The organism is Mycobacterium yunnanensis (assembly GCF_025823185.1).
Classification (GTDB): Bacteria; Actinomycetota; Actinomycetes; order Mycobacteriales; family Mycobacteriaceae; genus Mycobacterium; species Mycobacterium yunnanensis.
In genome coordinates this window covers 371,152-394,264 of the sequence record NZ_JACKVK010000008.1, presented here as the reverse complement: position 1 = coordinate 394,264, position 23,113 = coordinate 371,152, and the positions used below count along the sequence as shown (strand labels likewise).

General features: G+C 70.3%; 24 protein-coding genes. 9 read left to right on the top strand and 15 right to left on the bottom strand.

Annotated features, from left to right (window positions below):
* Positions 1-10: 10 nt before the first annotated feature.
* From H7K45_RS12040 to H7K45_RS12030, 3 genes are read left to right on the top strand one after another with little or no spacing between them, the layout of a single operon-like run.
* Complete coding sequence (locus H7K45_RS12040; RefSeq protein ID WP_263996034.1) at positions 11-577, top strand: hypothetical protein; 567 nt, start codon at positions 11-13, stop codon at positions 575-577.
* 58 nt (positions 578-635) lie between these two features.
* Positions 636-1,445: an LLM class F420-dependent oxidoreductase gene (locus tag H7K45_RS12035; RefSeq protein ID WP_263996032.1), complete on the top strand. Its 810-nt coding sequence runs from the start codon at positions 636-638 to the stop codon at positions 1,443-1,445.
* Between the two features lie 60 nt (positions 1,446-1,505).
* Entirely contained in the window at positions 1,506-2,861 is a 1,356-nt protein-coding gene (locus H7K45_RS12030; protein WP_263996031.1) for a hypothetical protein, read from the top strand.
* On the opposite strand, the gene H7K45_RS12025 is transcribed toward H7K45_RS12030, so the two are convergent.
* Genes H7K45_RS12025 through H7K45_RS12015 form a run of 3 tightly spaced genes read right to left on the bottom strand, consistent with a single transcriptional unit; the run spans position 2,862 to position 4,829 of the window.
* Positions 2,862-3,494 carry a methyltransferase domain-containing protein gene (locus H7K45_RS12025; protein ID WP_263996030.1) on the bottom strand — a complete coding sequence of 211 codons (633 nt, stop codon included), beginning with the start codon at positions 3,492-3,494 and terminating at the stop codon, positions 2,862-2,864. It abuts the gene before it with no gap.
* On the bottom strand, positions 3,484-4,170 hold the full coding sequence (locus H7K45_RS12020) for a TIGR04282 family arsenosugar biosynthesis glycosyltransferase (RefSeq protein WP_263996029.1): 687 nt from the start codon (positions 4,168-4,170) through the stop codon (positions 3,484-3,486). Before H7K45_RS12020 ends, H7K45_RS12025 begins: the two co-directional genes overlap by 11 nt.
* A complete protein-coding gene (locus tag H7K45_RS12015) occupies positions 4,167-4,829 on the bottom strand; it encodes a glycosyltransferase family 2 protein (RefSeq protein ID WP_263996028.1) in 663 nt (220 codons plus the stop codon). Before H7K45_RS12015 ends, H7K45_RS12020 begins: the two co-directional genes overlap by 4 nt.
* Positions 4,830-4,926: 97 nt before the next feature.
* Here H7K45_RS12015 and H7K45_RS12010 point away from each other — a divergent pair, with 97 nt between their 5' ends.
* Both H7K45_RS12010 and H7K45_RS12005 read left to right on the top strand, forming a co-directional pair.
* A complete protein-coding gene (locus H7K45_RS12010; RefSeq protein ID WP_263996027.1) occupies positions 4,927-5,616 on the top strand; it encodes a response regulator transcription factor in 690 nt (229 codons plus the stop codon).
* A complete protein-coding gene (locus H7K45_RS12005) occupies positions 5,603-6,628 on the top strand; it encodes a sensor histidine kinase (protein ID WP_263996026.1) in 1,026 nt (341 codons plus the stop codon). Before H7K45_RS12010 ends, H7K45_RS12005 begins: the two co-directional genes overlap by 14 nt.
* A gap of 1 nt (position 6,629) precedes the next feature.
* Here the strand turns inward: H7K45_RS12005 and H7K45_RS12000 are convergent, their stop codons facing one another.
* From H7K45_RS12000 to H7K45_RS11990, 3 genes are all read right to left on the bottom strand, one after another.
* Entirely contained in the window at positions 6,630-7,757 is a 1,128-nt protein-coding gene (locus H7K45_RS12000) for a nitronate monooxygenase (protein WP_263996025.1), read from the bottom strand.
* Between the two features lie 153 nt (positions 7,758-7,910).
* Entirely contained in the window at positions 7,911-8,942 is a 1,032-nt protein-coding gene (locus H7K45_RS11995) for an NAD-dependent epimerase/dehydratase family protein (RefSeq protein WP_263996024.1), read from the bottom strand.
* The gene (locus H7K45_RS11990) at positions 8,939-9,718 is read right to left on the bottom strand and encodes an S-methyl-5'-thioadenosine phosphorylase (protein WP_263996974.1); all 780 of its coding nucleotides are present in this window, start codon (positions 9,716-9,718) and stop codon (positions 8,939-8,941) included. Before H7K45_RS11990 ends, H7K45_RS11995 begins: the two co-directional genes overlap by 4 nt.
* A gap of 171 nt (positions 9,719-9,889) precedes the next feature.
* Here H7K45_RS11990 and H7K45_RS11985 point away from each other — a divergent pair, with 171 nt between their 5' ends.
* From H7K45_RS11985 to H7K45_RS11975, 3 genes are read left to right on the top strand one after another with little or no spacing between them, the layout of a single operon-like run.
* Positions 9,890-12,784: an arabinosyltransferase domain-containing protein gene (locus H7K45_RS11985; RefSeq protein WP_263996023.1), complete on the top strand. Its 2,895-nt coding sequence runs from the start codon at positions 9,890-9,892 to the stop codon at positions 12,782-12,784.
* 26 nt (positions 12,785-12,810) lie between these two features.
* Complete coding sequence (locus H7K45_RS11980) at positions 12,811-13,680, top strand: 1,4-dihydroxy-2-naphthoate polyprenyltransferase (protein ID WP_263996022.1); 870 nt, start codon at positions 12,811-12,813, stop codon at positions 13,678-13,680.
* A gap of 15 nt (positions 13,681-13,695) precedes the next feature.
* Entirely contained in the window at positions 13,696-14,376 is a 681-nt protein-coding gene (locus tag H7K45_RS11975) for a hypothetical protein (protein ID WP_263996021.1), read from the top strand.
* 5 nt (positions 14,377-14,381) lie between these two features.
* Here H7K45_RS11975 and H7K45_RS11970 read toward each other — a convergent pair whose 3' ends face one another.
* The gene (locus H7K45_RS11970; RefSeq protein ID WP_263996020.1) at positions 14,382-15,437 is read right to left on the bottom strand and encodes an aminotransferase class V-fold PLP-dependent enzyme; all 1,056 of its coding nucleotides are present in this window, start codon (positions 15,435-15,437) and stop codon (positions 14,382-14,384) included.
* Between the two features lie 7 nt (positions 15,438-15,444).
* Positions 15,445-15,726, bottom strand: coding sequence for a DUF4229 domain-containing protein (locus tag H7K45_RS11965; RefSeq protein ID WP_263996973.1), 282 nt, complete (start codon positions 15,724-15,726; stop codon positions 15,445-15,447).
* Positions 15,727-15,832: 106 nt separating this feature from the next.
* Between H7K45_RS11965 and H7K45_RS11960 the strand changes: the two genes are divergently transcribed.
* Positions 15,833-15,994: a hypothetical protein gene (locus H7K45_RS11960; RefSeq protein WP_263996019.1), complete on the top strand. Its 162-nt coding sequence runs from the start codon at positions 15,833-15,835 to the stop codon at positions 15,992-15,994.
* Between the two features lie 11 nt (positions 15,995-16,005).
* Here the strand turns inward: H7K45_RS11960 and H7K45_RS11955 are convergent, their stop codons facing one another.
* Genes H7K45_RS11955 through hemL form a run of 7 tightly spaced genes read right to left on the bottom strand, consistent with a single transcriptional unit; the run spans position 16,006 to position 23,064 of the window.
* Positions 16,006-17,148 carry a MinD/ParA family ATP-binding protein gene (locus H7K45_RS11955; protein ID WP_263996018.1) on the bottom strand — a complete coding sequence of 381 codons (1,143 nt, stop codon included), beginning with the start codon at positions 17,146-17,148 and terminating at the stop codon, positions 16,006-16,008.
* A 2-nt stretch (positions 17,149-17,150) separates the two neighbouring features.
* Complete coding sequence (gene ccsB, locus H7K45_RS11950) at positions 17,151-18,143, bottom strand: c-type cytochrome biogenesis protein CcsB (protein ID WP_263996017.1); 993 nt, start codon at positions 18,141-18,143, stop codon at positions 17,151-17,153.
* Positions 18,140-19,723, bottom strand: a complete 1,584-nt coding sequence (gene resB, locus H7K45_RS11945) for a cytochrome c biogenesis protein ResB (RefSeq protein WP_263996016.1) — start codon at positions 19,721-19,723, stop codon at positions 18,140-18,142. The genes ccsB and resB overlap by 4 nt, the downstream gene beginning before the upstream one ends.
* Positions 19,720-20,475 carry a cytochrome c biogenesis CcdA family protein gene (locus tag H7K45_RS11940; RefSeq protein WP_263996972.1) on the bottom strand — a complete coding sequence of 252 codons (756 nt, stop codon included), beginning with the start codon at positions 20,473-20,475 and terminating at the stop codon, positions 19,720-19,722. The genes resB and H7K45_RS11940 overlap by 4 nt, the downstream gene beginning before the upstream one ends.
* A gap of 47 nt (positions 20,476-20,522) precedes the next feature.
* A complete protein-coding gene (locus H7K45_RS11935; RefSeq protein WP_263996015.1) occupies positions 20,523-21,137 on the bottom strand; it encodes a TlpA family protein disulfide reductase in 615 nt (204 codons plus the stop codon).
* On the bottom strand, positions 21,134-21,754 hold the full coding sequence (locus H7K45_RS11930; protein WP_263996014.1) for a histidine phosphatase family protein: 621 nt from the start codon (positions 21,752-21,754) through the stop codon (positions 21,134-21,136). Before H7K45_RS11930 ends, H7K45_RS11935 begins: the two co-directional genes overlap by 4 nt.
* A complete protein-coding gene (hemL, locus tag H7K45_RS11925; RefSeq protein WP_263996013.1) occupies positions 21,751-23,064 on the bottom strand; it encodes a glutamate-1-semialdehyde 2,1-aminomutase in 1,314 nt (437 codons plus the stop codon). Before hemL ends, H7K45_RS11930 begins: the two co-directional genes overlap by 4 nt.
* Between the last annotated feature and the right edge of the window lie 49 nt (positions 23,065-23,113).

The following is a 23,113-nucleotide window of genomic DNA, read 5'->3' as shown; positions in this document are numbered from 1 at the left end:
GGTACCCAACATGACCTGCCATCAAGACGCACTACGCGACGGGCTGAAACGGGCCGCGTCGGCTCTAAAGGCCCACGGGCCGTCCTTCGCCCTGGCCGGGGGCTACGCGCTCTGGGTGCACGGCGCCCCGGAACCGGTGCACGACGTGGACCTCGTCGTCGCCGAGACCGACTCCGACGCGGCAGCCGCGACCCTGGCCGCCGCGGGCTTCCAGATCGAACGCACCCCGGAGGACTGGTTGTTCAAGGCCTCGACCTCGACCTCCGACGGCGCCGTCGTCGACGTCCTCCATCGGGTCGACGGCGTGGCCGTCGACCCGGACCTGCTCGGCGCCGCGGACACCTGCGACGTCCTGGCCATCTCGATGCCCGTGCTGTCGGCGACGGTGGTCACGTGTCAGAGATTGCTGGCCCTTCACGAGCACCACTGCAACCTCGGCTTGCTCCTTCCCGCCACTCGAGCCATCCGGGAGCAAGTCGACTGGACGCACGTCCGCCAGGCGACCGTCGACGACGACTTCGCCGCGGCCTTCCTGTTCCTCGTGGAACGGCTGGGCATCGTGGCGGCACCGGAATAATCGGTCGACGGCCCTTCTTGACCCTGGGTGACCCCGCTCACCAATCGAGGAGTGCCGCATGACCCGACCCATCCGCGTAGGCGTCCAGCTCTGGCCGGGCGGAGCGCCCGACTATCGGAGCTGGCGCGAAGCGGTGCTGCGTGCCGAGAACATCGGGGTCGACGTCATCTTCGGTTACGACCACTTCCACGCGCCCGCGTTCGACGGGAGGGTCGGCGCGACGCCCGTGCTGTCGAAGGTGCAGCCCGACATCGCGAACTATGAAGGCTGGACGGCGCTCGCATCCTGGGGCGAGATCACCTCGCGCGCCGACATCGGCCTGCTGGTCACCGGCATCGGGTACCGCAATCCCGACCTGCTCGCCGACATGGCGCGCACCGTCGACCACATCAGCGGCGGACGGCTGGTCCTGGGGCTCGGGGCCGGCTGGTACGAGAAGGACTACACCACCTACGGATACGACTTCGGCACCACGAGGTCGCGCTTCGACCTCTTCGACGAGAGCCTCGAGCGCATCGAACGTCGACTGCGCGTGCTGAACCCGGCGCCGGTGCGCGACATTCCGATCCTCATCGGCGGATCCGGCATCAAGCGCACGCTGCCCGCGGTCGCCAAGCACGCCGACATCTGGCACAGCTTCCTGCCCGTCGAGGAGTTCCACCAGGCCAGCGGAGTCCTGCGCGAACTCGCCGAGGCCAACGGCCGCAAGGACTCCGACATCGAGCGCTCCTCGGTGTGGGAGGACGTCGCGGGTGGGGACGCCTACCGCGAGGCCGGGGTCACGCTCTTCACCACCGAGATCCACCCCGACGCCAACGGCTACGACTTCACCACCATCGAGAAGATGGTGGCCTGGCGCGACGGGTAGACGGCGGGGTCAGCGAACCGTCACGACACACCCGTAGGCCCCCGCCTATGGTGGGTAGGCGTGAAGTCCGCCCGCCGGGAGATCGTGGCCGCCATCGCGGCCGTCGTGTTGGTGGTCGCCGCGTTCACGGTGCCCCATCTCGGTCTTGGCATCGTCACGCCGCTGATCAACAGCACTGCACGCCAGATCTCGATGTACGCCCAGACCGCGCCGATCTTCGGTTGGTGGAACGCCCACGTGGGTTGGGGCACCGTTCCGGCGATCGCCATTGGACTCGCGACCGCGCTGTGGGGGCCCGCGGTGGCTCACCGCCTGCCGTGGCGGGCCGTGCCCTGGGTCGCGTGGGCGACGTCGTGCGCGTGGGCCTTCGCCTTGGCCATGGTCGACGGCTGGTCCCTGGGCTTCGCCCGCCGGCTCGAGACTCCCAACGAGTACCTGCGCCAGGTGCCCACGGTCACCGACATCCCGTACGCACTGAGGACGTTCTCCTCGAGAATCCTCGACTTCCAACCTGATTCGTGGATCACCCACGTCTCGGGCCACCCGCCGGGCGCGCTGTTGACCTTCGTCTGGCTGGAACGCATCGGGCTCGGCGGTGGTGCGTGGGCAGCACTGCTGTGCCTGCTGGTCGGTTCCAGTGCGGCCGCGGCGATCCTGGTCACGGCCAAGACCCTCTCCGGTGAGGAACTCGCCCGCCGCGCGGCCCCCTTCGTCGCCGTGGCGCCGACGGCCATCTGGATCGCGGTGTCGGCCGACGGGTACTTCGCGGGGGTGGCGGCGTGGGGCTTGGCCCTGCTGGCGGTGGCCGTGCGCGGCACCACGCGTCTGTCACTGGCGGCCGGTGCCGGGGCAGGTCTGCTGCTGGGCTGGGCCATCTTCCTCAACTACGGGCTCGGCCTGATCGCCCTGCCCGCGGTGGCCGTGCTGATCGCCGCCAAGGATCGTCGCTCAGCACTACGTGCGCTGATCCCGGCCGTGGTGGCGGCGCTGGCCGTGGTGGGCGCGTTCGCGCTGGCGGGATTCTGGTGGTTCGACGGTTACCTGTTGGTGCAGCAACGCTATTGGCAGGGCATCGCGATGAACAGGCCGTTCCAGTACTGGGCGTGGGCCAACTTCGCCTCGGTGGTGTGCGCCGTCGGTCTCGGCACCGTGGCGGGCGTGGCGCGCGCCTTTGACCTCAGGGCGATCAAGGACCGCTCCGGGCTACACCTGGTGATCCTCTTCGCGCTGCTGGCCATCGTGCTGGCCGACCTGAGCATGCTCAGCAAGGCCGAGGTCGAACGCATCTGGCTGCCGTACACCGTCTGGCTGACCGCCGCAGGCGCACTGCTCGCGCCGCGTTCCCACCGATGGTGGCTGGGGCTCAACGTGCTTGGCGCGCTGGCACTCAACCACCTCATTCTGACCAACTGGTGATCAGGCGGCTAGCAGGCTGGCCAGGACGCGCTGACCGATCGGCAGGACCTCCTTGACGACCAACCCGACCTCCTCGGCAAGGTGCGTCGCACAATCCATGCCCACCGACGCCCATGGGAACCACGGCCCCACGGTGGTGGTCGATTCCAGCCGCACCCAACGGGATTGAACGCCGCTGATGGTCGGGTCGAACTCTGCGACGCAGCGGCCCCCGCGGCGCATCAGTTCCAGGGCCCGTCGCAGCACCCGCTGCGGGTCGCCGCCGAGGCCGACGTTGCCGTCGGCCAGGAGCACCGTGCCCCACCGGCCCGTGCCGGGCAGCCGGTCGAAGACGTCGCGCCGCAGGGCAGGGGCACCACTGCGGCGCGCCAATTCCACCGCGGTCTGCGACTGATCCACGCCGAGAGCCGGAATGCCGAGCTTGGTCAGGTGTGCGACGAATCGCCCAGGCCCGCAGCCCAGGTCGATCGTGGGCCCGTCGCACATGTCGAGCACGGCCTCGTCGAACGCCTTGTCGAGGCGTTTGCCGCCGGGCAACCAGCTGTGCACCGGAAGCCCCTGAATGCTGCCGTCGTCGTAGCGAATCCAACATCGCTCGCCGGTCAGGGCCTCGTCGTACAGATTACCCAGCACGTTCCACCTCCACAGCCAATGTCACTCGACTGAATCGACTGTCCGGCGGGCACGCCCGGCGAACTGCTGCGACGTCGTCGACGGTGTCGACGTCTGCCAACTCGGATACCAATCCCACGGTCAGCCCTGTGTCCCGAAGGGCGCCAAGCGTTACGGCGCCGGTGTCGGGCGTCGACATCGGCACCTCCCGCAGGCACTCCGCGGCACGCGGGTCGGTCAGCCCGAGAACCCACCAGCCGCCGTCGCGTGCCATGCCCAACACCGCGTCGGTGGACAGCAGCGCGGTCGAGCACTCGGCCAGCAGGTCGGCACTGACCTGAGGGGTGTCCATCCCGATCTGCAGGACGGGAAGTCCGCCTGTGGTCGCGGCGGCGTCGGCGTGCGCGTTGGCCAGGCGATCGGCGAAGTCGTCGCCACGCTGCTCGAGGACCGTGAAATCGGCCAACCGAGTGCGAATTTCGTCGCTGCGGCTGGCCGCGGCAAGGTCGCCCGTCATCGCCACGATGCGCACCGCCACGGGTGCGTTCGCCACGCTGTCGAGGGTGTCCAGTAGCGCGGCGGCCGCGATGTCGGCGGCAGCCTCGAAGCCCAACGTGGCCGCCAGCCGGGTCTTGGCCAGACCGGGCACCGGAGCCTTCGCGACCACCAGCACCGCCACCGGGACGGGTCGAGTCACGAAATCACCCGCCAAAAATCAAGTATTGCAAAGAAACTCCCCCGCACCGACCCACTGACCTTCGACTTTCCGCCCGTACGGGTTCCGTAGGCCACGTCGCGCTCGGCAATCTTCCAGTCCGCGGCGGCTGCCCGGACCAATAGTTCGAGCGGATACCCTGATCTGCGGTCCTCCACACCCAGCCCGACCACGGCGTCACGGCGCGCCACTCGCATGGGCGCGATGTCGTGGACCGGGATGCCATGCCGTCGCCGCAACCGCCAGCACACCACCTGCGTGCCGAGCCGGGCGTGCCACGGCCAGCCCACTCCCGGCAGCGGCCGCCGACGGCCCACCGCCATGTCGGCGCCGCGGTCGAGGTCGTCGACGAGCTTGGGCAACTCCCGCGGATCCAGCGAGCCGTCGCCGTCGATGACCGCGACGATCGGCGTGGCCGCGGCGACGATGCCGGCGTGTACCGCCGCGCCGTACCCGGGCGTCGACTCGTATACGACCGTGGCTCCACACCGTCGAGCCACCTCGGCGGTGCCGTCGGTGCTGTTGTTGTCGACCACCAGGGCGCGGTACCCATCGGGCACGAGAGCGATGACTCCTGGCAGCGATTCCGCCTCGTTCAGGCAGGGCATCACCACCGTCACCCGAGTTGGATCCACGGGCATGAGGTTAACCACGCAGCCTGTCATCACGCGCGCCGAACACTGACGAATCAATGACACGGGCCCGGGTACCGCGTTTGCCCGACTACTCTGAAACGTTGTGACCCGAGTACTGATCGCCGACGACGACAACGTCGTCCGCGACGTCGTGCGCCGATATCTCGAGCGCGACGGGTTGGACGTGCTGGTCGCCCGCGACGGGAACCAAGCTTTGCGTCTGCTGGGAACCGAGCAGATCGACGTTGCCGTCCTCGACGTGATGATGCCGGGCCCCGACGGTCTGGCCCTGTGCCGGGTCCTGCGTGAACGCGGTGGCTTCGCGGTGCCGGTGATCCTGCTGACCGCCCTCGGCGAGGAGGACGACCGCATCGCCGGACTCGAGGCCGGCGCCGACGACTACCTCGTCAAGCCGTTCAGCCCGCGTGAATTGGCGCTCCGGGTGCGGTCGGTGCTGCGTCGCGCGCCCGCCTCACCGGGCACGCAGCCGGTCGCGATCACCGTGGGCGACATGACGGTCTCGGCCGCCGCCCGGTCCGTGACCGTCAACGGTCAGCCCGTCAGCCTCACCAACCGCGAGTTCGACCTGCTGCTGTTCTTCCTCACCCACACCGGCACCGTCTTCACCCGAGAAGAGTTGCTGAAAATGGTGTGGCAGTGGGACTTCGGCGATCTGTCGACGGTGACCGTGCACGTCAAGCGACTACGCTCCAAGCTGGGCAACGAACACCGGGTGCAAACGGTGTGGGGCCGCGGCTACATGTGGAGCGAGGAGCGGTATGCCGTCGACTGACCTGTGGCAGATCGTCGGCTTCTCGCTGGCGTGTTCGGTACCGGTGGTGGTGGCAGGAGCAATCCTGATCCGGCTGGCCCGATCGTGGTCGCTGACGCTCAGCATGGTCGTCCTGGTGCTGATCCCCACCGTGGCGACGTTCACCGGCGTGTTCGGCGCCAGCGGCTTCATGTCGTCGCCACGATACGAAGGCATCGCGGTGGTGCTCGTGATCGTGTCGGTCGTGACCATCCCGGCCGCCATCATGCTGGCCCGCTTCCAGGCCCGACGCACCGTGTGGGAACAACAGATCCGGGAGGCCGACGAGGTCGCCGAGCAGTCCCGTCGCCAGCTCGTCGCGTTCGTCAGCCACGACCTTCGCACCCCGCTGGCCGGCATCCGCGCCGTCGCCGAGGCGATCGCCGACGGTGTGGTCGAGCCGGACGAGGTTCGCGCGCACGCCAAGCACATCGAACACGAGACCATCCGGCTCTCCGAGATGGTCGACGACCTGTTCGAGATGTCGAAGATCAACGCGGGCGCCGTCCAGCCCGCCTACGACAAGGTGTCCCTCGACGAGGTGGTCGACGACGTCGTCTCCGCGCACCGCATCGCCGCCGAGCGCTCCGGTGTCGCGCTGCGCGCCTCGGTGCCCGCCACCCCGGTCGGCGTGATCGGCAGCGACCGTGCCCTGGTGCGGGTGCTGTCCAACTTGGTCGCCAACGCCATCGCCCACACCCCCGAGGGCGGCAGCGTCGAACTCGCGATCGGATCCGACGGCGAGGGCGCCTGGGCCAGGGTCGACGACACCGGCGTCGGCATCAACGACGACGACCTGGCGCGCGTGTTCGACGTCGCCTATCGCGGGTCCAACGGCCGCGTGCCTCGCGAAGACGCCTCCCTGCCAAGCGGATCCGGCCTCGGCCTGGCGATCGCGGCCGGTCTGGTACACGCCCACCACGGCACGGTGTCGGCCTACAACCTGGAGAACGGCGCCCGCTTCGAGGTGCGGCTGCCGCTGGCCGGCCAGTAGCTCAGTCGGGTACCGACGCACCCAGGCGTTGAGCGGCCCGCAGGTAGTCCTCGATGAACTCGAGCACGACGTCGCGGGCGGGCTTCACCTTGTTCATCAACCCCACACCCTGTCCCACGAAGTAGGTGGCCAGCTCCTGCGCACCGGGATGCCCACTGGCGGCCAGCTTGTCGACGCGGCGCAGCGTGGGCTCGACCAGCATGGACTGCAGCGGCAGGGGCAACGGCGTGCGGCCGTCGGGGTTGGGCGCCCACGCGTCGGTCCAGTCCGACACCAGCTGCCGCGACGGCTTGCCGGTGCGGCCGGCCGAGCGGATGGTGTCACGCGAACCGGCGGCGAGCATCTTGTCCTTGGTGTGCGGCGCGGTCTCGGCCTCCTCGGTGGTCAGCCAGACCGACCCCGTCCACGCGCCCGCGGCGCCCATCGCCACGCACGCCGCCATCTGCCGGCCGGTGACGATGCCGCCCGCGGCGAGCACCGGGATGTCGCTGCCCACCTCGGCCAGGGCGTCGAGCACCTCGGGCACCAGCACCAGCGTCGACACCTCGCCACAGTGTCCGCCTGCCTCGGTGCCCTGGGCGATGATGAGGTCGACGCCTGCGGCCACCTGCTTGAGCGCGTGCTCACGGGCCCCGACCAGCGCGGCCACCGGAACACCGGAGGCGCGCCCCGCCTCGATCATGTAGGGCGGCGGCACCCCGAGGGCGTTGGCCATCAGCTTGATGGGGTGCCGCAGGGCCACTTCCAGCAGCGCCTCGCCGGTGTCGCCGGACAGGCTGCTGCCGCCGACGCGCTTCTTGTCGTCAGCGGGAATGTCATGGGCGGCAAGGATTTCGGTGACGTAGTCCCGATACTCGGCCGGGATCCGGTCGACCAGCGCACCGGCGCCGAGCTTTTCGCCCTTGCCCTCGAACTTCGCGGGCACGATGATGTCCACGCCGTACGGCTTGCCCCGGACCTGCTCGTCGATCCAGGCGAGTTCCCGTTCCAAGGCCTCCGGGGTGAACGCGGTGCCACCGAGCACACCCATGCCGCCGGCGTTGGTCACCGCGGCGACGACGTCGCGGCAATGGCTGAAGGCGAACAGGGGAAAGTCGATTCCGTACTGCTCGCAGATCGGGGTCGTCATCCCTGCAGTATTACTTGACGGGTGTCAAAGGCCAACAGCCGCCCGTGAAACCCCAGGCTCGCGGTGTCGCTCGTGAATACCCTGCGGTCCACGGGGCGCTCTTCCGCTCGGGATTCACGACGCTGGGTAACGCGGCACCGATCTGACCGAGGGTCACCCCCGCAGTGGGGCGAACGCGAACTCCCGCAAGCCGTCGTCCGGGTCGACCGCCGCACGGAAGCCCAACACCTCGGCGGCCGCCGCGGGGCTGGCCACGATGTGGCGGACGTCGCCGCTGCGGTACTGGCCGGTGACCACCGGCGGCTGACCACCGCGCGCGGCACAAATCCTCGTCGCGACGTCCATGATGGAGATGGGCCGCCCCGAGCACACGTTGAACGCCTCGAAACTCGACGTGTCGGCCTCCACCGCGGCGACGTTGGCGGCCGCGACGTCGGCGACGTGCACGAAGTCCCGCATCTGCCCGCCATCCTCGAATACCCTTGGCGGCTCGCCTCTTTCGATCGCGGACCGGAAGATCGCCGCCACGCCCGAGTAGGGCGTGTCCCGCGGCATCATCGGGCCGTAGACGTTGTGATAGCGCAGCGCGACGGTCGACCCTCCGGTCGCTTCACTCCAGGCCAGGGCGTAGTGCTCCTGGGCGGTCTTGCTGGCCGCGTACAGACTGCGGGGCCGCAGCGGCGCGTCCTCCCCCACCAGCCGCCAGTCCAGTTCCTCGCCCCCGATCGGACAGCGGTGCTCGAAGACCCCCGCGTCCAGATCCGCCGTCGTCCGCGGCAACGGGTCGACCGCACCGTGGGCCGGACAGGTGAAGCCGCCTTGGCCGTAGACCACCATCGAGGACGCCAGCACCAGCCGCCGGATACCCGCGGCGTACATCTCCGCGAGCAGCACCGTGGTCCCGTAGTCGTTGTGGCTGCCGTAGTTTGGCGCATCCGAGGCGTCGACTCCGGCGCCGACCACCGCCGCCTGATGGCAGACGACGTCGACCCCCGGCAGCAGTGACGCGATGCCGGACGCGTCGCGCACGTCGACCTCCAGCACGCCCTCGGGTGTGGTGCTGGCGGCACCGTGGGCGGCGCTCAGCATCGCGTCGACCGCCACCACCTCGTGGCCGCGCGACGTCAGGGCCGCGCACACCTGCGAGCCGATGAAACCCGCGGCACCGGTGACGAGGACCTTCACGGCAGCTCGAACGGCAGGGTGACGCCCTCGTGGGGCAGGCAGTGCGTGCAGGTTCGTTCCTGGGCCACGCTGCCGATGGCCTCGCGCACCAACTTCTTGAACGGCACCATGTTCTTCTCGAATTCGGCGAACACGTCCACGGCCTTCACACCCTCGCCGGACTCGATGCCCGCATCGAGGTCGGTCACCAACGCTATTGCGGCGTAACACATCTCCAGTTCGCGGGCCAACACCGCCTCGGGGTACCCGGTCATGTTGACCAGCGTGAAGCCCTGGGAGGCGAACCAGCGGCTCTCCGCACGCGTCGAGAAGCGCGGACCCTGGATCACCACCATCGTGCCCCCGTCGACGACGCCGGGCAGTTCGGCGGCGTTCGCGCGCAGCGTCGGGCAATACGGGTCGGCGAACCCGACGTGGATGCCGCCGGTGTCGAAGTAGGTGTCGGCACGCGCGTTGGTGCGGTCGACGAGCTGATCGGGCACCACCATCGACCCGGGTCCCAGCTCGGTGGTCAGGCTGCCCACCGCGCACGGCGCGAAGATGCGTCGGACGCCGAGCGCCCGCAGCGCCCACATGTTCGCGCGATACGGCACGGTGTGCGGGTTGAATTCGTGATGGGCGCCGTGGCGCGGCAGGAAGGCGACCTCGTGGCTTCCGACGGTGCCGACGGTGATCGCGCCGCTCGGTGGACCGTAGGGGGTGTCGACGCTGACACTGCGGGCATCCGAGCCGAAGAACGAGTAGAAACCACTGCCACCGATCACTGCGAGCATCAGCCCATTGTCCGGTATCGCGTCCGACGCGCTCGTGCGGGCGCATGATGACGGTGCTGTGACGGTCCGGCGGCATGGTCACTCGAGACGCAATCTGCTGACAGCCTGAACCCTGGATCACCCACCAACCCGGCAAGGTAGGCCCTGACTACGTCCCCGACGGCTGGCCGGCAGATGACGCACCCGTGGCCGACGATGCTGCTCGGCCTCATCGGCGTCCTCGCCGGACTGGCACTGCCGTTCGCGCCCACGTGGGTGCAGACCTCCACCGTCACCTGGCCCGTACCGGGTCAGGCGGTCACCTCCAGTTCGGCGGCGATCGTGCCGTACCGGCCCACCACGTTGACCGCGACGGTGCCCTGTTCGGCGTTGCGGGCGGCAGGCCCCGACCGCACGGTGCTCGAGACGGGCACCGGGCCCGGGACGCTGGACGTGACCGGCGCCCGAGTCCGCGTCGACGGTCGGACGGTGCCGCTCGCGCCGTCGGCCGCCGCAGACTGCCGCGCCGCCGTCACCGCCGGACCCGGCGGCGTCACCGTCGAATCGCCCGACGGGCGTCGCACGGAGCTGACCGGGCAACCGGTGCCCCAGGTGTTCGGCTTTCGCACCGACCTCGGCCCGCGAGCCGCCGCGGGCCTGTCCGTCACCGTCGAGGTCACCGACCCGTTCGCCACCACACCGGGCGCGCTGAAGATTGCCCTCGTCGCCGCGCAACTCGGCGCGTCCGCGGCCGTCGTGGTGCTGCTGCCACGGGTTCGGCGGCGACGCCCTCGGCACCGGCCTCGGTGGAGGCGCGTGTGGTGGGTCGACGCCGCCGTGGTGACGACGCTGCTGGGATGGGCGGTGATCGGGCCGCTGGCGGTCGACGACGGGTGGGCGTCGATGATCGCGCGCAACGTCGCGGCCACCGGCAGCCCCGGCAACTACTACCGGTGGTGGAACGCCCCCGAGGTGCCGTTCGCCTTCAGCCAGGAGTTGCTGGCCCCGCTGACCTCCGTCAGCATCGCGCCGCTGTGGCTGCGCCTGCCCAGCACGCTGCTCGCGGTGGCCACCTGGTACGCCCTGAGCCGCGGCGTCCTCGGCGCGCTGCTTCCGGTGCGGGCGGCGACGATTCGGGTACGGGTCATCGCCGCGCTGTGCCTGCTGGCGGCGTGGTTGCCGTTCAACCTGGGCACGCGCCCGGAGTCGTTCGTCGCCCTCGGCGTGACGGCGGCCTTCGCGCTGTCGCTGCGGGTGCGCGACCCTCGCGGGCTGGGTGTGCTCGCGCTGGTGCTCGCCGTGACGGTGCCCGTCAGCCCCAGCGGCGTCATCGTCGCCGCCCCGATCCTGGTGTGCGCGCCACGGCTGCTGGCGATCCTGCGCGGCGGCGCCCGTACGCGGCTGATCGCCACCGCATCGGCCCTCAGTTGCCTTCTGGCCGTAGCTCTGACGATCGTGTTCGCCGACCAGACCTGGGACGGGCTGCTCATCGCCAGCGACTGGCACACGTTCTTCGGACCCGCGTTGCCCTGGTGGGACGAACCCGACCGGTACCGCTACCTGCTGGGCGGCGACCAGCAGGGCAGCGCGGCCAAGAGACTGCCAATCCTGTTGGCGGCGGCCATGATTCCGGTCGTCGGGCTCCTCGCGCTGCCGCGCCGGCGCCGCGACGTCGTCGGGCGGGCAGCCCTGAGGACGGCGGCGGTGTTCGGGGTGGCCCTGGCGCTCTTCGCCGTGTCGCCGTCCAAGTGGTCCTACCACCTCGGTGCGGTGGCCGGCCCGGCCGCGGCACTGCTGACGGTGGGCGTGGTGCTGGTGGCGCGGCGGGCGCGGACCCCCGACCGGTACACCAACGTCGTCGCCGCGGCAGGCACCGCCCTGCTGATCGCCGCCGCGGCAGTCTCCTTCGACGGACCCAACTCGTGGTGGCTGCCCGTGGTCTACGACGTGCCGTGGGAGGCCGAACCTCCACGGCCGCTTGGCCTGTCGCTGAACTCACCGCTGCCCTGGCTCGTCGCCGTCGCAGCGGTGACGGCGAGCGGCCGTCGCCTGGCCAGGGCGCCCGCCGTGACGACCATGATCGCGGTCGGCGCCGCGCTGGCCCTGCTGCTGGGGTCCTTCGCCGCCGCGCCACTGCGCCGCAGCGAGGGATCGCTGGCGACGGTCAACCTGAACCGCCTCACCGGAGGTGGGGTGTGCGGGCTGGCCGACGACGTCGAGGTGCTGCCCGACGGGCCGACCCTGGCGGCCTCCGCCGACGGCGGCGAGCAGCTGACCGGGTTCGCCCCGGGCGCCGGCTATCCCCCCGCCGCTCCTCCGCCCGACCCGCCGGGTCGCGGTGCCTCGACGTACCTGTGGGGCAGCCTGACCCCGGGCACCGAATCGACCGGCCGCGCGACGAGTCCCTGGTTCGTCCTCCCGCCGCAACCGGCGAACGGCGGGGTGACCACGTCGGTGGCCGGCCGGACCGACGGCGGCAATCGGCTGGCCTTCGAGTTCGGTCGTGCCGGCGGCGACGGCGTCACCCCGCTCGGCGAGATCGTGCCCGCCGACCGGCCCGCCGCCGGCGAGGATCCCGCCCATCCCCTGTGGCGCTCCCTCGGCGTCGACGCCACCGCCGTCCCGGCCGGTGCCGACCGGGTGCGCATCGACGCCGTCGACGCCCGCACCGACCCCCTGGGCTGGCTGGCGTTCACCGGCCCGCGGCTGCGGTCGGTGATCGGGCTGACCGCGTTCCTCGCCGACAAGGGACCGGTGCTCGTCGGGTGGCCGGTCGCGTTCCTGTTCCCCTGCATCCACGACGTCCCCTGGGTGCGCGCCGGGGTGGCCAGCACCCCGCTGACGGTGATCGAGTCACCGCGGCCCTCGCTCATCGAGGACCGGCGCCGCGACGTCGGTGGGGTGTTCGCCACGCTGACGGTCCTCGGCCAGCTGCACGAGGTGCCGAGCCGCCTCGTCGGCAGGCCCGACGTCGACTGGGGCAGCGTGCAGGTGTTCGGCGGGCTCGCCCGCGACGCATACCGGCGGACGGTGACCCGGGAGCTGGTGCCCGGCATCGGGGGCGTCGCGCACCCGGCACCGGAGCGATGACGGTCGCCCGTGCGACGATTCTCCCCGTGGCATCTCTTGCGCAGTGGGTCGAGGGCGCCCGCCCCCGCACGTTGCCGAACGCCGTCGCCCCGGTGATCGCGGGCACGGGCGCGGCGGCGTGGCTGGGCGAGGCCGTGTGGTGGCGCGCCCTGTTGGCGCTGGTGGTGTCGTTGGCCCTCATCGTCGGGGTCAACTACGCCAACGACTACTCCGACGGCATCCGCGGCACCGACGACGTGCGCGCCGGGCCGCTGCGGCTGGTCGGCTCGCGCCTGGCTACGCCGCGCGCCGTCGCGACCGCTGCGGCGATCAGTCTCGGCGTCGGCGCGGTTGCCGGCCTCGTGCTGGCCGTCGTCAGCCAGCCGTGGCTGATCGCCGTCGGCGCGGCATGCATCGCGGGTGCCTGGCTCTACACCGGCGGCTCCAAGCCCTACGGCTACATCGGCCTCGGCGAGATCGCGGTGTTCGTGTTCTTCGGTCTCGTCGCCGTGCTCGGCACGCAGTACACCCAGGCGCTGCGGGTGGACTGGGTCGGCGCCGCGCTGGCGGTGGCGACCGGCGCCCTGTCGTCGGCCGTGCTGGTCGCCAACAACCTGCGCGACATCCCCACCGACCGCGAGTCGGGCAAGATCACCCTCGCAGTGCGCCTCGGCGATCGCCGCACCCGCGTGCTCTACCAGGTGCTCGTCGCGGCGGCGTTCGTGCTGACGCTCGTCTTGATGCTGGCGACCCCGTGGTGCGCGGCCGGTCTGGTGGCCTTGCCGCTGGCGGTGCGCGCCGCCAAGCCCGTGCGGTCCGGTCTCGGCGGCCGCGACCTGATCCCGGTCCTGCGCGACACGGGTCTGACGATGCTGGTGTGGTCGATCGCCGTCGCGGCTGCCCTGACGTTTGGCTAGTGGCATCCTGGCCACATGGGCATCGTCTTCCGGTTGGCGGAGCTTGCGTTGATGCTCGTTCCCGTCGCCGGGGTGGTCTTCGCCGGTCTCGGCCTCTGGAAGCGGTTCCAGGGGTCGTCGGCGCCGGCACCCGCTGAACCGCAGCACGCCCCATCACCTGCGCCGGCCAACACCGCCGCTGGGCCCAATGAGCGGCCCGCCGCTGTCTGGCGCATGATCACCCGCACCCTCGAGACCCACGCCCAGACCGACGCCCGCTGGCTGGAATACGAACTCGACGCCGCCAAGCTCTTGGACTTCCCGCTGATGACCGATCTGCGCGCGCCGTTGACCAACGAGTTCCACAAGGCCAAGCTGCGCGCCGACCTGCTGCGTCCGGCGCGGGCCGAGGATCTGCTCGACGACCGCGAGGCCGCCGCCCAGTACCTCGCGGCCGTCGAGGATTACACGACGGCGTTCGACGCCGCCGAGACCGAGGCCATCCGACGGCGCCGCAGCGACTTCTCGCCCGAACAGCAGCAGCGAATCGCCCGCGCCCGCAGCCTGCTCAGTGTCGCCTCGGACGCCGGCGCGACGCAGAACGAACGCGGGCAGGCCTATGAGCTGGCGGGAAAGGAGCTCGACGGCCTGGTGGTGCTGCCGCCGGCCACGCGGCTTGGCATCGAGCGCGGCATCGCCGGGCAGCTCGACGGATAGCTCGCCTACCGCGCCAGCGCGTCGAGCAGACGCTGCAGGTCGTCCTCGGTGTTGTAGAGGTGGAAGCCCACGCGCACCGCTCCGGCACGCACCGAGGCCCGAATCCCGGCCTGCGTCAACGCCTGCGCGGCGTGCTCCGGAACACCCGGCACCGGCAGCGAGACGATCGCCGAGTCGTGAGGTGGCAGCCCGAACTCGCTGCGCAACCGGCCGGCCAGGGCCAGGCAGTGAGCCTCCACCGACGCACGATCAAGGGAGGCCAGCCACGGCATCGTCAGCCCGGCGCCGTAGACGCCGAACCAGGCCGGTGACGTGTCGAAGCGACGGGCGTCATCGGCCAACCTCAGCGGCAGACCGTAGATCGACGACCACGGCTCCTCGCCGGCGTACCAGTTGGCCAGATGCGGTGTCGTCGATGCGGCGACCCTCGGGCTCAACGACATCCACGCCGTACCCCGCGGCGCCAGCAGCCACTTGTAGACCGCGGCGACCGTGACGTCGGCCCAGCCGAGGTCGAGCGCCTTCCAGCCGACCGCCTGGGTGAGGTCGACGACGGTCAGGGTGTCGGTGCCTGCGACCGCGGCCTTCAGGGCGTCGACGTCGAGCACCTCGCCGGTGGCCGACTGCACGAGGCTCACCGTCACCACGTCGTAGTCCGCGGCGCGGGCGGTCAACTCCGCTCCCGCCAACTCGGTGACGGTGACGCCGCGGGCCGCCTGACTGGCGAACGGAAAGGTGGTGCTGGTGAACTCGCCGCGCAGTGTGGCCACCCGGGTGCCGTCGGGCACGGCCGCCGCCACCAGACCCAGCAGGGCCGAGACGCTTCCGCCCATGGCCACCGAGTCGACGGGGACGCCGACCAGATCGGCATACGCCGCGCGGGCGCGGGTGACCGACTCGTCGAAGGCTGGCACGTCCAGGGTGCCCGCCTGCCACTGCGCGATGCGGTCGGTGAGGCCCTCGAGCATGAAGGTCGGCGGCAGACCATAGGTGGCCGAATTGAGAAATCCTGCGGCCCCGGCGAATTCGGCTCCGAAGGCGGACCTCGGTGACGTCGTCATACTTCCGTCACGACTGCGGCGGCTGGTCGCCGCGCAAGCGCGACCGCAACTGCTCCTTGTCGCGGCGGCGACGCTCGTCGAAGACGGCGATGCTCGCGGTGGCCCTGTTGCGCAGCGGCGCGAACAGCCAGATCCCCAACGGCAGGGCCAGCACGATCGCGAACAACATCGGTATGACGATCGGGAACTCGGTGATGCCGAGAGCCTTGCCGCCGAAGTAGATCGCCGCGACGAGGACGACGACCAGCAGGATGCGGGCGACGGTGTAGATCAGGACGTCGAGCACCATCCGCGATCCGGGACGTACCGCCGCGCGAGTCGCGTCACTTCCATCGACATCAGACACGAACCCGAGCCTACCGACGACGCGTATCCTTTACGTCAAGGAGGTTTTTGTGCTTCAGTTCGTTCTCCTCGTCGTCATCTTGGCGGGTCTGGCCTACGGTGCCTGGCGCCTGCTGCGCGCGACTGCCAACCGGCCGAGAACCAGGACCATCGGGCCGGACGACGACCCCGAATTCCTGAATCGGCTCAACCACGGCAAGGACCCTCGCTAGGGTTCAGTCCGTCACGCCGTGGTGGGAAACCCGCTCGCCACTACGGACGCCAGCTCCATCAGCGCATCGCGCGTCTCCGGCTTCAACCGCTCCAGGCTGATCTCGGCGCCCTCTTCCAGGTGCGGGTCGAACGGCACCTGCAGCACGGCCTTGCACCGCCGCGAGAAGTGGTCGACGACCTTCTTCTGGTCGACGCGGGACCCGCCGCGACCCGTCTGCGGCCGCACGGCGTTGATCACCGCGATCGAATTCACCACCAGCTGCTGATAGCCGTGGGCGTCGAGCCAGTCCAGGGTCGCCGATGCGCTGCGAGCACCGTCGACCGAGCCGGAACTGACGATGATCAACACGTCGGCGTTGCTCAGCACCGCCGACATCGCCGAATGCAGCATGCCCGTGCCGCAGTCGGTGAGCACCAGGCTGTAGAAGCGCTCGAGCACCTCGAGGGTGCGGGCGTAGTCGTCGCTGCTGAACGCCTCCGAGATGGCCGGATCACTCTCCGAGGCAAGCACTTCCAGTCGGCTTGGGCCTTGAGAGGTGTAGTGGCGGACGTCGCTATAGCTGGTGATGCCCTCGGCGTCGCGCAGCAGATGCCGAACGGTCGACGGTGTCTCCAGCGGCACCTTCTGGCTCAGCGTTCCACGGTCGGGGTTGGCGTCCACCGCAATGACCCGGTCACCGCGCGCGGAGGCGAACGTCGCGCCCAACGTGGCGGTGATCGTGGTCTTGCCGACACCGCCCTTCAGTGACAGCATGGCGATCCGGTAGCACCCGCGGAGCGGCCGGCTGGCCTGCGCGGCGAGCTCCTTGCGCCGCAACGCCTTGCGGCTCTCGCCGAGATTGACCAGCGTGAAGGTCGACAGGTAGACCCAGCGCCGCCAGCCCGCGGTCGGCGTGCGCTTGGGCTGGCCCAGCAGTGCCACGGTCGACAGGTCGAGGTAGGGCGAGGGCGACGGTGCAGTCGGTTCGGGCTTGGGCGCGGGCTGCGGGGCGGGCGCGGGCTGGGGCGCTGGCAGCTCGATCACGGGTATGCCGCGAGGCGGTGTCGGTGCGGTCCACTCCGGTGGAATGGCCTGCGACGGATCACTGAACCGTTGCTGCGCGCGGAAGTCCGACGGCGGTGGGGTGAAACGCCGAGAGCCTCGGGGATGCAATCTCAGCCCACCCCGGCGTAGGAGTGCAGGCCGGTGACGACCAGGTTGATGAAGAACAGGTTGAACACCATCGCCACGAAGCCGACGACGTTGATCCAGGCGGCCTTTCGATCGCGCCACCCCGCCGTGGAGCGGGCGTGCAGATACGCCGCGTAGACCACCCAGGCGATGAACGCCACGGTCTCCTTGGGGTCCCAGCCCCAGTACCGGCCCCATGCCTCCTCGGCCCAGATGGCACCGAAGATCACGCCGAAGCCGAAGATCGGGAACCCGAAGATGGTCGTGCGATAGGCGATCCGGTCCAGGGTCTGCGCGTCGGGCAGCCGCCCGACGACGGCGGCCAGCCGCCCTGGCCTGCCGGGTTCGCCCAGCGGTGACATCTTGGCCAGGAACAGCATGCTGGCTACGCCGGCGACCAGGAACACACCCGATCCGAGGCTGACCACCGACACGTGGATGGGCAACCAGTAGGACTGCAGCGCGGGCATCACGGGCGCGGCGTTGGAGTAGAGCCACTTGCCCGACACCGCCAGCAGGATCAGCACCGGCAGCAGCACGAACGCCCACAGCGCGCGGAACTTCGGCTTGCGCAGCGTGAAGGCCGCCGCGACCAGCCCGCAAAAACAGGTCAGGTTGATGAACTCGTACATGTTGCCCCACGGCACGCGCGAGGTCGCCAGGCCGCGCAGCACGATGCAGGCCAACAGCATGGCCGTGCCGACGTAGACCAGGGCCAGACCGGCCCGTCCGATCCGCTCGTCGGCCGGACGCTTCGGCGCGTCGACGACGACGCCGGGAGTGCCGACGTCGGTGGACACCGTGCCCGACCCGGCCGAGGTCGCCGTCACCAATTCACGGGCGTCGGCCCGACGGGTGCCGCTGTAGGCCAGCTCGACGGCCAGCAGCAGGAGGGCGATGACCAACACCACGATCGTGGACGTGAACGCCAGATCCGAGTACCGGGCCAGCCCGATGTCGATGTGGGGGGTGTTCATCCGCGTTCTCTCCCGCCTTCTTCCGTCGCCGGCACCAGCCGCGCCGTCAACTTCTCGAACTCGTCGCCCCACCCGGAGTTGTCGGTGCGGGCGAGTCCGCCCAGCTCGACCTCAACGGTACCCGGCGAGGCCGGGGAAACCCGAACCCAGATGCGTCGTCGGCGCACCACCAGCGACACCAACAGCCCGGCCATCATCGTCATCGCCGACCCCAGCACCCAGACCTGTGCCGGGTCGTGGGAGACCTGCACGTTGATGAAGGGTGCCGCCCCGTCGAACCTGACCACGGTGCCGTCGTTCAGCCGGGTCGACTGGCCCGCCTTGAGGTTCACCCGCACCTGTTTGGTGAGCCGCTTCTGCTCGATCAGGCGAGGGTCGAGGGTGAACAGGGACTGCGGACGCCCGGTGTCCAGACCGGTGTCACCGCGGTACACGTCGATCGCCACCGCGGGATCGCGCAGCGCCGGGAAGCTCGACGACAGCAGCTTGCCGTCGAGCTCCTCGGTGGGGGCGAACAGGCCCTGGATCGCGATCTGATTCTTGCGGCGCTCCCCCGCGTCGGGATACGTGCCTGCGGGCGGGTCGACGCGGATCACCCCGGACGACAGCAGGGTGATGGGATCGTCGGGCCGCCACTGCACCGTCTGGGTGCGGGTGCGCCCGTCCGGGAACGTGACCGTGAAGGTCGGGGCGTAGCCGTGGCCCTGCAGGTACAACCGGTCCCCGCCGAGCCGCAGCGGGTGGTTGACCTCGAGCCGGTAGGGCCGCCAGGTGTTGGTGGTGAGGTCGTCACCCGCCTGGTACTCCACGTTGGCCGCGAAGCTCAGCGCCTGCCCGCTCGGCAGGTAGTTCGCGTCGAAGTCGTTGACGCGCAAGCAGATCGGATTCAGCGAGGTGCCGTCGACGGTGTTGCCCGCCCGGAAGGAGTCGAAGGCCGCCGGGCTCGCCGAGCAGAACCCGGGCCCGCCGTTGGCCACCACGATGACGTTGCCCTCGTAACCGAACAGCTTGCCGACCGCGATGGCGATCAGCAGCGCCAGCAGCGAGAAGTGGAAGACGATGTTGCCGAACTCGCGGAAATAACCCTTCTCGGCGGATATCTCGACGATCTCACCGTTCGGGCCCTCACGGCGACTGGTCCGGCGCCAGCCCTTGAGGCGCTCCTCCACGCCCGCGGCGACCGAGTCGACCTCACCCGCCGCGACGACGGTCTGGTGCTTGGGCAGCCGCGCCAGGTTGCGCGGCGCGGCGACGGGCGTGGCCCGCATGCTGCGGACGTGCTCGGCCAACCGCGGGGTCAGACACCCCACCAGGGAGATGAACAGCAGTGCGTAGATGGCGGTGAACCAAAAGCTGGAGAACACGTCGAAGGCCTGCAGCCGGTCCAGCCACGGCCCGATCAGCGTGTGCTCGGCGAGGTACTCGTCGACCTTGCCCGCGTTGAGGCTGCGCTGCGGGATCAGCGCACCGGGGATCGCCGCCAGCGCCAGCAGGAACAGCAGCACCAGCGCGGTGCCCATCGAGGTCAAGGTGCGCCAGGTGTTCCTCGCATACGCGCCAAGGCGGGTGAGCACCCTCATATCGGCAACCGCACGTCGCTGACGAACGCGTCACGCACCCAGGAGATGAAGTCCGCCCACACCCCGGTCACCAGGGCGACGCCGACGACGATCAACAGGACACCGCCGAAGATCTGGATCGTGCGGGTGTGCCGGCGCAGCCAGCCCAGCCCCCGTACCGCCCCGGCGCTTCCGAAGGCCAACAGCAGGAACGGAATTCCCAATCCCAGGCAGTAGGCGACGACGAGGACCACGCCCCTGGCCACGTTGGCGCCGTCGGTGGCCGAGGCCACCGCGATCACCGCGGTCAGCGTCGGGCCCAGACACGGCGTCCACCCCAGGGCGAACACCGCACCGAGCAGCGGCGCCCCGCCGATCGTGGACAACAGCTTGGGAGTGAAGCGCGCCTCGCGCTGCAGAGCCGGGATGAAGCCGACGAACACCAACCCCATCACGATGGTGACGACGCCGCCGATGCGTTGCAGCAGAAGCTGATTGATCAGCAGCGTGGTGGTCAGCCCGAGCACCGCCACGGTGCCGAGCACGAAGACCACCGTGAACCCGGCCACGAACAGCGCGGCCGCACCGACCACGCGCAGCCGCGCCGTCTTCACCGTCACCGCAGCGGCGTCACGGTCGTCCACTCCGACGATGGCCGCGAGGTAGGACAGGTAGCCCGGCACCAACGGCACGACGCACGGCGAGGCGAACGAGACGAATCCGGCCAGCACGCTGACAAGCACGGCGACGACCAGTGGACCGGCCGAGACCAGCGTGCCGACCTGGTCGAGACCCGCCGCGAGGACCGTCACGTCTGCCGTCACTTCTCGGCGGCCAGCTTCTGCACGACCGGCATCAGGTCCTCGGCGAGCAGTTCGCGCAGGAACACCGCCGCCACCCGATGCTGGCGGTCCAGCACGACCGTCGACGGGATGACCGTCGTCGGGTACCTGCCGCCGAAGGCGATCATGGTGCGCATCGCGGGATCGTAGATCGACGGATAGGTGACCTTGCGGTCGGTGACGAAGTCGACTGCGGCGTCACGGTTGTTGTCTCGCACGTCGATGCCGAGGAACTGAACGCCCTGGGCGCGGGTCGCCTCGAACACCTTCTCCAGTTCGGGGACCTCCGAACGGCACGGCCCGCACCACTGTCCCCACACGTTGACGACCACGACCTTGCCCGCGAAGTCTTCACCTTCTCCCGTCGCTCCGCTCGCCCCGGCCACGGACACCGTCTTGGCCGGATCCGTCAGCAGCGGTCCGCTGATCGTGCCGGGGCGGTGCCGACTGTCGGGCGGGTCGTAGAGGATGTCGGTCTTGCCGCCTGGTGCCACGAACTCGAAGGTGCCGCCCTGGGCGACGGCGTCGTCACCGGTGGCGCAGCCGGCCACCAGGACCGATACCCCGACCAGCCACGCCGCGATCCATCTCACTGGCCATCCAGCTCCGAGTAACCCCAGCCGACCAATGCCTCGTCGTGGAAGTAGAACGACGTCAGCGACGCGTGGTTGCACATCCGGTTGGCCGCGGTGGGCAGGTGGTGCAGCGTCTGCCCGGTCAACGACCGACGCAAGGTGGCCGTCGGGAGCTGATGGCTGACGCACACGGCCTCGTGGCCGATGGCGTGGTCGCGGGCCCGGAACAACGCGGTCTGCATGCGCTCGGCGATGTGGGTGTACGGCTCACCCCATGACGGAGTGCGTGGGTTGCGCAGGTGCCACCAGTTGCGTGGGTTGCGCAGGGCGCCGTCCCCCGGCGAGACCCGCTCGCCTTCGAAGACGTTCTCCGACTCGATGAGGTCGGGGTCGGTGTCGATTGCCAGGCCGTGCGTGGCCGCGATGGGTCCGGCCGTCTCCTGGGCCCGTTCCAGCGGCGAGGCGACGACGTAGGTGACGTCGTGGGTGGCCAGCCAGTCGGCGACCCGGGCGGCCTGGGCGCGGCCCTTGTCGGACAGGTGGAAGTCGGGCAGGCGGCCATAGAGGATCTGGCCCGGGTTGTGGACCTCGCCGTGGCGCATCACGTGCACGACGGTCTTGACGGGATCGGTCATGACGGCCTCGTCGCGTCGGCGGCGGCGCGGGCCGCGGCGGGCAGGGCCGCCGCGATGCGGCCGAACGCGTCGTCGTCGAGCACCGCGGAGACGAACCACGCCTCGAAGGCGCTGCACGGCGGGTAGACCCCCGCGTCGAGCAGGGCGTGGAAGAAGGGCGGGAAGCGCCACGTGTCGGTGGCCTTGGCCGAGGCGAAGTCGACCACCTCGTGATCGGCGAAGAAGACGCTCAGCATGTTGCCTGCCCGCGAAATACGGTGCGCCACCGACGCTTCGGTGAGCGCCGAGGTCAGCAGCCCGGCCAACCGGTCGGCGTTGGCGTCGAGCGCGGCGTACACCGCGTCGTCGGCGGCCCGCAGCGTGGCCAGGCCCGCGGCCATCGCGACCGGATTGCCCGAGAGCGTGCCTGCCTGATACACCGGCCCCAGTGGCGCGAGCCGCTCCATCACCTCGGCGCGGCCGCCGAACGCCGCAGCAGGCAGGCCGCCGCTCATCACCTTGCCGAACGCGAAGAGGTCGGCGTCGATGGGATCGACGCCGTACCAACCGGATCTGCTGACCCGGAACCCCGTCATCACCTCGTCGAGGATGAGCAGTGCGCCGTGCTCGGCGGTGATCCGGCGCAGCGCGGCGTTGAAGCCGGGGCGCGGCGGGACGGCGCCCATGTTGCCTGCCGCCGCTTCGGTGATGACGCAGGCGATGTCCGCGCCGTACTCGGCGAACGCCTGCTCGACGGCGCCGACGTCGTTGTACGGCAACACGATCGTGTCGACGGTGGCCGCGCCGGTGACGCCGGGCGAGGAGGGCAGCCCCAGCGTCGCGACGCCTGAGCCGGCGTCGGCCAGCAGCGCGTCACTGTGCCCGTGGTAGCAGCCCGAGAACTTCACGATCTTGGCCCGGCCGGTGAAACCCCTGGCCAGTCGGATGGCGCTCATCGTCGCCTCGGTGCCGGAGTTGACCAGGCGGATCCGCTCGACCGCGGCGACGCGGCCGACGATCTCGCGGGCCAGGTCGCTCTCCGACGGCGTGGGCGCCCCGAAGCTCAACCCGTCGGCGGCAGCGCGTTGGACGGCCTCGACGACCGCGGGGTGCGCGTGCCCGAGGATCATCGGACCCCAGGAACAGACCAGGTCGACGTAGCGGTTGTCGTCGGCGTCGGTGAGCCAGTAACCCGCGGCCTTGGTGATGAAGCGCGGCGTACCTCCGACGGAGTTGAACGCCCGGACCGGCGAGTTGACCCCACCGGGGATGACGGCGGACGCCTCGGCGAAGAGCCGTGCCGAGGTGGACACCTGTGGGTCAGCACGCATGTCCACCAGTGTCCCAGCCGGTCCCCCGCCGTCAACTACAGGGTGTAGG